This window comes from Thalassobaculum litoreum DSM 18839 (genome assembly GCF_900102465.1).
Classification (GTDB): domain Bacteria; phylum Pseudomonadota; class Alphaproteobacteria; order Thalassobaculales; family Thalassobaculaceae; genus Thalassobaculum; species Thalassobaculum litoreum.
The window spans coordinates 183,906-195,000 of the sequence record NZ_FNBW01000011.1 but is presented as its reverse complement, the minus strand read 5'-3'; the positions used below and the strand labels follow the sequence as shown (position 1 = coordinate 195,000).

Here is an 11,095-nt window from a genome sequence, read left to right as displayed (position 1 = left end):
TCTTCAGAAAATGGACACCACACAACATCCCGTATCCGACCCAACTGTCGGATTTTCTGTCTCAGCGGAAATCGCTCACAAGGTAACCTTCGCCACCCAGCAGGCCAGCATTCCTATCCTGCGCGACCTAGTGGTCAGGAACCGTCTGCCTGAAGACGATACCGACACTGGATCCGCTGCATTCGGTCAAGGCGACCTGTTAGAACGGTCCGGCGCGCAACTGGCCAACCCGGATATCGGCGACCTCGATACCATCGATATTGAAATTTCTGCCGATCCGCCCTTCCTAGAGCCCCGGTCATGGCGCATCGACCGGATTGCAGCCGGAACCGATCTTGCGATCCGCGACCGCGAACTGAAGCTCGATGGGGGTTTCCTGTTCGGTCTGACCGAGGCCCTGAACGCCACGGTGACCGTTCGGGCGTTCAGGCCGGCAGATGGGGACCCGTCAGCTGATGATCGGCCAAATGGGGATCAGCCAACCGGGCATCAGCCAACTGGCAAACCAAGAATACAGATTTGGCAGGAGCGGCATCCAGTCCGCGTGCTTGCCAAGAACGAATGGGGTGGGGCCGGATCCATGCCGGAGCTGCTCGCCTCGTTCGTGCAGCCGAGCGATCCGGGATGTGAGCGCCTGCTGAAGGCAACCGCCGAGGTCCTGAAAACCGCGCCCGCGGGCTCTGAAGATATCATTCTTAACGGCTATACATCCGGCAAGCGCAAAGCTGTCTGGAGCATGGTCAACGCCCTGTGGGTGGCCGTCGGAAAGCTCGGGCTCGATTACGCGCTGCCGCCGACCTCCTTCGAGACAGAGGGCCAGAAGATCCGCAAGCCGGCCGATATGCTGGAGAGCGGGCTCGCCACCTGCCTCGACAGCGTGGTCCTGTTCGCCTCCGTCCTTGAGAGTATGGGCCTGCACCCGCTGCCGATCCTGGTTCAGGGGCACGCATTCGTCGGCGTGTGGCTCGTACCCCAGAAGTTCGCCATGGTGGTGGGCGAGGACGTGGTGGATCTGCGCAAGCGCGTCGACCTGGACGAGGTGCTCGTATTCGAGACAACCCTCGCCGTCCAGCATCCGCCGGCCCCCTTTAGTCGGGCGATCGAGCACGCCAAGAAGGCGCTCCGCGGCCTGGATGAGGAAGATCCGTATTTCCGGGTGATCGACGTCGCCCGGGCACGCGCTCACGGCTACACCCCGCTGCCGTCCTTCAGTCAGTCATCGCCAGATAATTCCGGAAATCCGGAAATCCGGGTTTCCGTGAGTGTGGCAATCGAGCCGCCGCCGCCCTTGCCGGATTTCGACCGCAGCGAAGAAGCACCCGCCGATGAGACCCCGCACACACGTGTGGAGCGATGGAAGCGCCGGCTGCTGGACCTCACGCTGCGCAACAAGATGCTGAACTGGAGTGCGGGAAAGGGCTCTGTGCCGATCCTGTGCCGGGATGTCGGCGAGCTCGAGGACCACCTGGCCGACGGCAGGCTCTTCACGATCAGGGAGCTACCGGATCTTGGTCTCGGGACCCGCGAAGGAGAGGACGGCAGACGCGATGAGGACATCGTCCGCCGGCACCTCGGCGAGCCGGTTGTCGATGCCGCGGTCCGCGAAGGTCTCTCCACCGGCATTCTCTACACCGACATCGAAAAGAAGGACGCCGAAGGGCGCCTGATCGATCTCTTCCGCAAATCTCGAAGCGATCTGCAGGAGGGAGGGGCGAACACCCTTTACCTGGCGGCCGGCATGCTGCGCTGGAAGAAATCGGAGACCGACACGCGCAGCTACCGCGCGCCGCTGGTCATGATCCCAGTCTCGATCGAGCGCAAGTCGGTGAAATCTCCGATCCGGATCCGTCAGCACGACGACGAATCCCGGTTCAACGCGACGCTCCTGCAGATGCTTGAGGCGGATTTCGACATCAGGGTCCCGGAACTGGCAGGCGACCTTCCGCTCGACGGAAGCGGGATCGATCTTGCGAAGATCTTCACGATCATGCGCCAGGCTGTAAAGGATGTCCCCAGCTTCGAGGTCGAGGCTGACAAGGTCGTACTCTCCACGTTCTCCTTCGCGAAATACCTCATGTGGAAGGACCTGCAGGATCGCCAGGACGATCTGCGGGAGAACCCTCTGGTGCGTCATCTGATCGACACGCCGCGGGAGAGCTATGCCGAAGCGGTCGATTTCTCCGATTTTCAGGATTTAGACACCCGCTACGCGCCGAAGGACCTCTTCCTGGTCAAGCCAGCGGATTCCAGCCAGCTCAGCGCAGTCGCCGCCGGCTCTCAGGGCAAGGACTTCGTCCTGATCGGCCCTCCGGGTACCGGCAAGAGCCAGACGATCACCAACCTCATCGCCCAGTTCCTGGGGGAGGGGAAGCGGGTCCTCTTCTTTGCCGAAAAGACAGCCGCCTTGGAGGTCGTCTATCGGCGCCTGCAGGAGGAGGGGCTCGGAGATTTCTGCCTGGAGGTGCATTCCAACAAGGCGCGAAAGCTCGATGTGCTGAACCAGCTGGAGCGGGCCTGGGAGGCAAGCGGGGATCTGAGCGAAGAGGAATGGCTGCGCGAGGCCGACCGCCTGGGGAAACTTCGTGCCGAGCTGAACGGTTTCGTCGGAGCCCTCCACCGGCGACACAGGAATTGCTGGTCGGCCTTTCAAGCTCTCTCGATTGTCGTCGCAGGCGACGGTGTCGACGCCCCGAAACTCACCTGGCCGTCGATCGATATTCATGATGCCGACGGCTATGCCTCGATCCAGAGAATTGCCGAGAACCTGCAGGTCTCCGGAAAAGACGTCAGAGGCCTCACAGGCACCGTTTTCGAGGCGATCGCAAAGCCGGAATGGACACCGAGCTTTCAGCAGGACGTGATCGAGAGATCCCAGAAGGCAATCGCGGCGATCGAGCGGTGCCTGCAAGCGGAAGACAGCTTCCTTCAGGCGGCCGGGCTGAAGGAAGCGCTGGCCGGCAGACCACGCCGGCGAGACTACTGGGAGCGTGGGCTCTCGGCCCTTGCCGAAGCGATCCTCGGCGTCCAGGGGATGCCCTGCGATATCGTGTTCTCATCAGCATTAAACACGCTAGTGGCCGAGCGCGCGGCCATCGGCGCCGCCTTGAAGCAGTACGCGCGTCAGCGCTCCGCCCTGCGCGCCTCCTACAAGGAGGGGGCCGAGAAGCGCCTCAGCCTCAACACTTTGCGCAATCGGGCCGATGAAGCGCGCGCAACCTGGTGGCCGCGCTCGGCTTTCGCTTTGTCGCCGGTCGCCAAAGCCATGCGGGTCGAGACGATCACCGGAAAAATCGAAAAATCGGCGATTTTCGACGATCTACCCCTCCTCGCCGAGATGTCGGAGCTGCGCCGGACGATCGAGCGGGATCATGAACCCCTCATCAGGGGCCTTGGTCGAATCTCCAAGGGTGTCGACACCGAACCCGATCGGCTCGAGGCGGCAATCGATCGTCTGCAGGCCCTGCGCAACGCGGTGTCCTCGATTGCCGCGAGCATCGATCGTATCCCACCGATCCAGGCGGCGTTGACGCCGCTTCTGACCACCGCCCAGGAGATGATCCTGGATACGGGGCCCGTCGGATCGGCGGCGCTGGACCTGCGTGACGCTTTCGCCGGCCTCACCGCTGCCCTTGACGAGTTCGAACATGTGACCACCGGCAGGTTGGACCGCGACCCTGACGGTCACGGCGCGGCACACGATGAGGAGGGTTGGCTGGAAGGCCTTCGGCGCGATGCGGAGGTGATCGTTGAGAACGAGGCGAAGATCAGTCGTTGGTGTAACTGGCGAAAAGACCGCATCGCCGGCGAGGCTCTGGGTCTCGGGCCTGTTCTCGCGGGCGTGGAGCGTGGGGATGTCGCAATCGATCGTATCGCAGAGACCGTGGAGCTCGGCTATGCGCGGTGGTGGCTGGCAGGCCTTGTCGATCGCGACGACGTACTGAGGAGCTTCGCTGCCTCAAGACACGAGCATACGATCCAGCGGTTCCGCGAGTTGGACGACAGGTTCCAGGTCCTGACGCGCCAGTACCTGCGGGCCAAGATCGCCTCCAAAACACCGAAGCGGGGAGAGGCGGCCCGCGGTTCGGAGTTCGCGGTCCTCCAGAAGGAACTGTCCAAGAAGCGCAATCATATGCCGCTGCGCCAGCTCATCTCCAACATGCCGTCGGCCCTTCTTGAGCTGACGCCATGCCTGCTCATGTCCCCGCTGTCTGTCGCCCAGTACCTGGCGGCCAATGACGATCTGTTCGATGTGGCTATTGTCGACGAAGGCAGTCAGGTGACGGTCTGGGATGCGATCGGAGCGCTGGCGCGTGCAAAGCAGGCGATCATCGTCGGGGATCCCAAGCAGCTGCCCCCAACCAGCTTCTTCCAGCGGGCTGACGAAGACGACGGACCGAGCGATGAGGCCATCGACGAGGATCTGGAGAGCATTCTCGATGAGGCCAAGGCCTCCAATGTTCCAGAGCTGAAGCTCACCTGGCACTATCGTAGCCGTTCGGAAAGCCTGATCGCCTTCTCCAACGGCGCCTACTACGACAACCGTCTGGTCACCTTTCCCTCGCCGAACACGGACGACAAGGCGGTCCATCTCCACAAGGTGGAGCAGGGCGTATACGAGCGCGGCAAGGGCGGCTCCAGAAGCAATCCGTCGGAGGCCCGGGCTCTCGTCGCTGAGTTGATCTCCCGCATGGCGGCACAGGCGCACATTCCGCCGGCCGAACAGGACAGCTTCGGTGTCGTCACCTTCAATGCCGAACAGCAGAGCCTCATCAACGACCTTCTCGACGAGGAAATCCGGAAAAACCCGGAAATCGAGCAGTTCTTCTCCATCGAGCGGGCTGAGCCGGTGATGGTGAAGAACCTGGAGAGCGTTCAGGGTGACGAGCGCGACGTGATGTTCTTCTCGATCACCTATGGGCCGGACCGTTCCGGGCGCCTGTCCATGAACTTCGGACCGTTGAACAGACAGGGCGGAGAGCGGCGCCTAAACGTCGCCATCACCCGAGCACGTAAGGAGCTGCTGGTCTTCAGTTCCATCACGGCCGGTGACTTCGACTTGAGCCGGACATCGTCGATCGGCGTGCACGACCTGAAGGATTTCCTGGATTACGCCGAACGCGGCCCGAAGGCTTTGGCTGAGATCAACACGGGCTCAATGGGCGGCCATGACAGCCCGTTCGAGGCGGCCGTCGCCGAAGCCCTGGCATCGCGGGGATGGCGGGTCATCCCGCAGATCGGGGTGGGAGGCTACCGGATCGATCTGGGGGTGGTACATCCAGATGAGCCCGGGCGCTTCCTGGCAGGCGTTGAGGCCGATGGAGCGACATACCATTCCAGCAGGACGGCGCGCGATCGCGACAAATTGCGCGAGGGGGTGCTCAGGAGCTTGGGATGGGAGATCCTGCGAATCTGGTCCACCGACTGGTGGATCGACCGTCGGGATGCCCTGGAGCGGCTCGACGCACGGCTTAAAGAGACGCTCGAGCTCGACCGCAAGCGGGTCGCCGAAGCGCGTATGCGGGCAGAAGAGCAGGAAAGGAGGCGGGAGGAGGTCCTTCAACGGCTGCGATCCGGGGATGGTCGAGACGAAAGCACCCCCCATGACAACGAAGGCGGCCGCGACACTGAGCACCACCCGATAGATCGGATTGCTGACGCCGCAAGAGAGGGGCAGTCCGCATCGCGAACCCCGCCCGAAAGGCGGATGCTCACAGGAGCATCGGGAAATGCGCGCTATCGCAAGATCGTCGATGTCGCTGCCAGGTTTGCGGTGACGGAGGCGGAGATAAAGGCCTTCCGGAGTGATGCGGTTAGACCGAGGGTACGCCAGATCCTGACCGACATCGTGGAAGCCGAGGGGCCGGTTGCCAGACTGGATGTGATCTCCAGGGTGGGTAAGGCCTTCGGCCTGGCGCGGGCCGGAAAGAATGTGCGCGATTTCATCGAGTCCTGCATGCCCGACCTGCCGACGACGCGCGATGCGGATGAGAAAGGGGAGGTTGAGTTCCTGTGGCCGGCAGGTTCGGTGCCGGACCTCATTGCCTTCCGCGCGCCTGAGAGCGAAGACGATCGCAGGCTCGTCCCCGACATCCCGATCCAGGAGCTGACGGGCCTGGCGCGCAGTCTGCCGGCCGGCCTGGCCGGATCCGACGCCGTGGATCGAATGGCCCGGGAAATCGGGCTGCAGAGGGTAACGGCCGGGACGCGGGCAAAGCTCGAGTTGGCGCTGCAGGCCGCCTTAAGCGGCAGCGCTGAAAGACTGGAAGACTGATGTTCCGGTTCATCCACACCGCCGACCTGCATCTGGACAGCCCGCTGAAGGCGCTGCGGCGGCGCAATGCCGATCTGGCAGAAACGATCGGGGTGGCCACACGCACCGCCTTCGAGCGGATCATAGACAAGGCGATCGAGGAAAAGGTCGACGCCCTTCTGATCGCCGGCGATCTCTATGACGGATCGACCCGCGAGATGAGCACCGGCCTATACCTCGCCGACAGTATCCGGAGGTTGTCCGAGGCGGGTGTGCACACGCTCGTCATCTATGGAAACCACGATGCTGAGAGCGTGGTTAAACCGCCCTTTCCGGACACGGACCTGTTGACCGTCTTCAAGTCGAAACCGGACACGGTGCGCTTCGATGAACACCAGGTCGCCGTTCACGGGGCATCGTTCAAGGATGCCAAGGTCCCCGACGATATGAGCCCGGACTATCCGGATCCCATCTCCGGCTGGGTCAACATCGCCATGCTGCATACCTCGCTTGGAGGATATGCCGCACACGGGGACTATGCGCCGACGACGGCGGCGAAATTGACCGACAAGGGCTACGATTATTGGGCGCTCGGTCACGTCCATAAGATCGACGTCGTTCAAAAGGCCGATCAGGGAAAGCCCTGGATTATCTACCCGGGCATCCCTCAGGGCCGTGATATGGGCGAGACGGGGCCCGGCCAGGCGGTCCTTGGCACCGTCGATAACGGTAAGATCACGATAGAATGGTTCGATACATCCCCCGTCGTGCTCGAGCGTGTCGCGATCGACATGATGGCGGCAGAGACCCTAGACGATGTCAGGAGCGATGTGGGCCGCATGGCGCAGGAGGCGGTCAGCGCCTCGGCATCGGCGGCGAGAAGAGACGCCCATACGATCGTGCGCCTGGAGATCACAGCACCCGCCCGTCTGTCGTCGGGCCTGCGTCGGTTCCAGGATGAGCTGCTCGATCTGGTACAGACGAACATTGCCGCCCGCAGCGACCGCGTCGCCATCGAGAAGATCTCTGTTGTTAGGAGCGCGATGGACAGCAGGGGTGGCGATATCCCGGCGACAGATGTCGAGAGCTCACTGAACGATGAGACGCTCGCCGATCTCCTGCAGCTTGTGGCGAGCGAGGCGGCGGGGGATGTGGATCTGGTATCGGCAGTATCGAAGGACTTCGAAGGCCTGCTTGCAAAGCTGCCCGCCGACATCAGAAACGATCCCGGCCTGCTGAACGCTATCACCGATCTCAATCCTGAGACCTCCGGAGATGTCTCCGATTGGTTTGCCACCGTGGCGGGCGAGGCGGCCTCCACTCTGCTGGAGGATGTCGCGGAGAACGGTCACGGAGAGATACGATGAGGTTCGAGACTTTGGATCTCGTCCGTTACGGCCACTTCGACGATCGGAAGCTGGAATTCCGAAAATCCGGAAAACCGGAAAAACAGTGCGACCTACAGTTGGTGTATGGCCCGAACGAGGCAGGCAAGTCGACGATCCGGGAAGCCATCTCCGACCTTCTGTTCCGGGTGCCTGCGCGCTCGAAGATGAACTTCGCCTCGAAGACCATGTTGAGGGTCGGGGCGCGCGTGGAGATCGCCGGAAAGCCGATCGAGCTTTACCGTCTGAAGAAGAACAAGGATGACCTCGTCGACGCCGAGGACAGGGCGGTCTCGCCCGACCCCCTGGCGGGCGTCATCGCCGGGTTCGACCGTGAGCGTTTCGAACAGAGCTTCTCGGTGAGCCGGGAGCAGCTCGAGGCCGGCGGCAATGCGATCGTCAAGGGCAAGGGTGACCTCGGCGCTCTACTCTTCGCCGGGGTATCCGGCATGCAGGACGTCCCAAAGAAGCTCGCGGCACTCGATACACGTGCCACAGAGATCTGGCGCGCGAAGGGAGGCTCGGCCGCCGGCGACCTGATCGCCCGGATCCGGCAGATCGACCATGACGTCCGCCAGCTCCAGACGACACAGAGCGCCTACGACACCAAGCGACGGGAGGTCGATCGGCTGAACAGGGCTTTCGAGGAGGCAAAGCACTCCTACACGACGGTCAGCGCCGACATCGCCAATGTCACCGCGCGTATCGTGGCGTTCAGACCCTATCGGGACCGTCTTCGTGAACTGAACGCCTTGGAGGAGATCGGTGAGGGGCCGACGGCCACCGCGGAGGATCGGGAGCGCGTTGAGACTGTAATCCGCGAACTTGCGGCCTTTGAGACCAGGCTCGAGGATGCGAGGGTCAAGAAGACCGGCCTTGAAGCACGGTTGCAGGAGATCCCGCACGCAGACCCGATCTCCGAGCATCGTGAGGCGATCGAGGATCTGGTGGAGACCTCGGCGACGATCCGCGCGCAGCGCCGTGATGTTCCAGCCCGAGAGGCCGAGGCCATGGAGGCATCGCAGCGCATTGCCAGGGTCCTGTCCGATCTCGATCTGGAGGATATTGCCGATGCGGCCGACCTGGCCCTGCCGGCGAAGGTATCGAGCCGGCTTGCTGACCTGCTGAGCCGACAGGCCGAACTTCGATCCGCGTTACGGACGGCCAAAGATGAAGTTGAGAGTGCTGCAGACGCCCTCTCAGAGGCCCAGACGCAGCTCGATGGCATGGGCGATCCGGTCGATCCAGAGCCGCTTCGTGCCGCCCTCAAAGCAGCAGGCCGGCGCGATCTGGTATCAGAACACCTCCAGATCGCAGCCGAGATTGCGCGGATAGGAACCCAGATCGACAAACTGGTCGCACCCTTCGGTCTCGATCGCGACGAGGCAGACCGTCTGCGCGACTTGGACCTTCCAGCCAGGAGTGACGTCGACGCGCTGGAAGCGGAGATTGCACACGCGGCCGCGGAAGTGATCCGTTTGACCTCGACGCTCGATCAACGCCGTGAGGCGGTCGCAGGGGCTGAGGATGCGCTGAAGTCACTCGGCGATATCTCCGCGCTGTCTGACAAGGTTCTCCAATCCGCTGTCGGGGCTCGTGACGAGCTGGTCGCCTCGATCCGCGGGTCGATCGCCGCCGATAAGGCGGAAATCCTGAGAGCGGGTATCGAGGAGGCGGTCGTTAAGACCGATCGGATCTTCACAGAGCGTGTGCGCGAAGCGGCACGCTTGGGTGAGCTGTCCATCGCCGAGCGGAACCGGGCCCGCGAGATGTCCGCGGCCGCGCGAGCGCAGGAGGAGCTGAATGACGCAATAGCCAAGGCCGATGACCTTGCCAGAAAAGTCGCCTCCCTCATCCCGGCCGGTATCACTGCGAGCGGTATCGAGGGTCTTCGCCATCTGATGGTGGCGCGTGAGGAGATCCGATCGCTCCTGATCGATCTCGCCGAGGGCAACTGGAGAGCAGCCGAGGTTACCGCGGCCGGCGAAGAGCAGGCGGCCGGGATCGCTGCGATGCTATCACAGATGGGTACCCCGCCTGCAGCGGATGCCAGACTTCAGGTCCTGCTGAACCTCGCGGCAAGCCGTCTTGAAGATCTGGATGAAGCGCTTCGCACCAGGGCGTCGGCTCGCAAGCGAAGAGACGAGGCCGAGCAGAATCTGAAACGGCGGCGCGAGCGCATCGCCAAGATCGAGGCCGAGACCGCGGACTGGGACAAGGCGTTCCGCGATACGCTCTTACAGACCTGGATCCCGGCAACCTCAGAGCCGGCCCAGGTATCCGCGATCCTAAACAGGCTGCCCGAGCTCACCGAGGCACGCGCCAACCTGCAGACTGCCAACCATCGCCTAGTTCGCATGCGCCAGGATACCCAAGCAGCCCAGGCGAAGGTCGCGGCGTTTCTGGAGACAGCGAACCTGACCGCAACGCATGCGGACGACCATGACACCGACTTCGTGATGATCGTCGACCGCCTGAGTGCACGTCTTGGAGAGGCGCGTCGTCGCGATAATGCGGAGACAGAATTCCAGGAGGCGATCCGCGAGCTGGAGGAGCAGATCGAGGGTTTCACCTCGGATGTCGGCCAGACACGGGCAAAAGTCGCCGATCTGGTCAAAAAATTCGGAAAAACGGAGTTTTCGGAGCTGAGGTCCGTCATCGAGACCGGCGTGAAGCGCCAGGCGCATCTGAGCGCGCTCGCTGGCTTCGAGCGCGACATGATGGAGGCGCTCTCTTTCACGTCCGTCGATGAGGCTCTTGAGAAGCTCGACGACAGCGATGAGGAAAACCTGAAGGCCCGTCTGACGGACCTGGAGGCAGACCGCAGGAAGGCGATTGATGCGCGCGACGAAGCGAGCCAGGCCGCGGCGATCGCCGCGAACGAACTCTTGGCCATGTCAGGCTCCGACCGGATCGCCAGGCTCCTGCAGGAGCGCGAGACCCTCAAGGCCGATCTGATCGAGTTCGCCCAGGCCTATATGGTCCTGCGCGCCGGTGAGAAAGCCTTGAACTGGGCGCTCACTCGCTACCGTCAGGCGAATAAGGCGCCGATGTTGAAGGCCGCCAGCCGGTTCTTCGCTCGAATGACGGACGACCGGTATCCCGAGCTGATCACGCAACCCGGCAACAACGGAGACGAACTCGTCGCACGCAAAGAGAGCGGTGGCGTCAAAGAGGTTCAAGAGATGTCGGAGGGGACAGCACATCAACTCTTCCTGGCACTGCGCATGGCGGGATATCTGGAGATTGCCAGAGGCCGCCCGGCGCCGCCGCTGATCCTGGACGACATCCTCAGTTCATCCGACGAGGAACGGACCGGAGCCATACTGCTGGCTCTCGCGGACCTGGCCGAAGAGGCCCAGGTGATCGTGCTGACCCACCATGCCCATGTGCTTGAGATCGCAGACCGAGCGATCGGCGGTAGGCATGCGGTTGTCCAGCTTAATGCTGCTTAGTGTGA

3 protein-coding genes (1 of these 3 running past the window's edge) are annotated in these 11,095 nt (G+C 62.8%); all 3 read left to right on the top strand.

Annotated elements, in window-relative coordinates:
* Tightly spaced (each overlapping or abutting the next), the 3 genes in view from BLS34_RS18025 to BLS34_RS18015 form a layout consistent with a single transcriptional unit that may run on beyond the window.
* Positions 1-6,271 carry the 3' portion of a DUF3320 domain-containing protein gene (locus BLS34_RS18025; RefSeq protein WP_175474286.1) on the top strand. It extends 17 nt beyond the left edge of the window, so only the last 6,271 of its 6,288 coding nucleotides appear in the window; its start codon lies off the left edge, out of view; it ends in the stop codon at positions 6,269-6,271.
* Positions 6,271-7,617, top strand: a complete 1,347-nt coding sequence (locus BLS34_RS18020; protein WP_093152533.1) for a metallophosphoesterase family protein — start codon at positions 6,271-6,273, stop codon at positions 7,615-7,617. Before BLS34_RS18025 ends, BLS34_RS18020 begins: the two co-directional genes overlap by 1 nt.
* A complete protein-coding gene (locus BLS34_RS18015) occupies positions 7,614-11,090 on the top strand; it encodes an AAA family ATPase (protein ID WP_093152530.1) in 3,477 nt (1,158 codons plus the stop codon). Before BLS34_RS18020 ends, BLS34_RS18015 begins: the two co-directional genes overlap by 4 nt.
* The last annotated feature ends 5 nt before the right edge of the window (positions 11,091-11,095 follow it).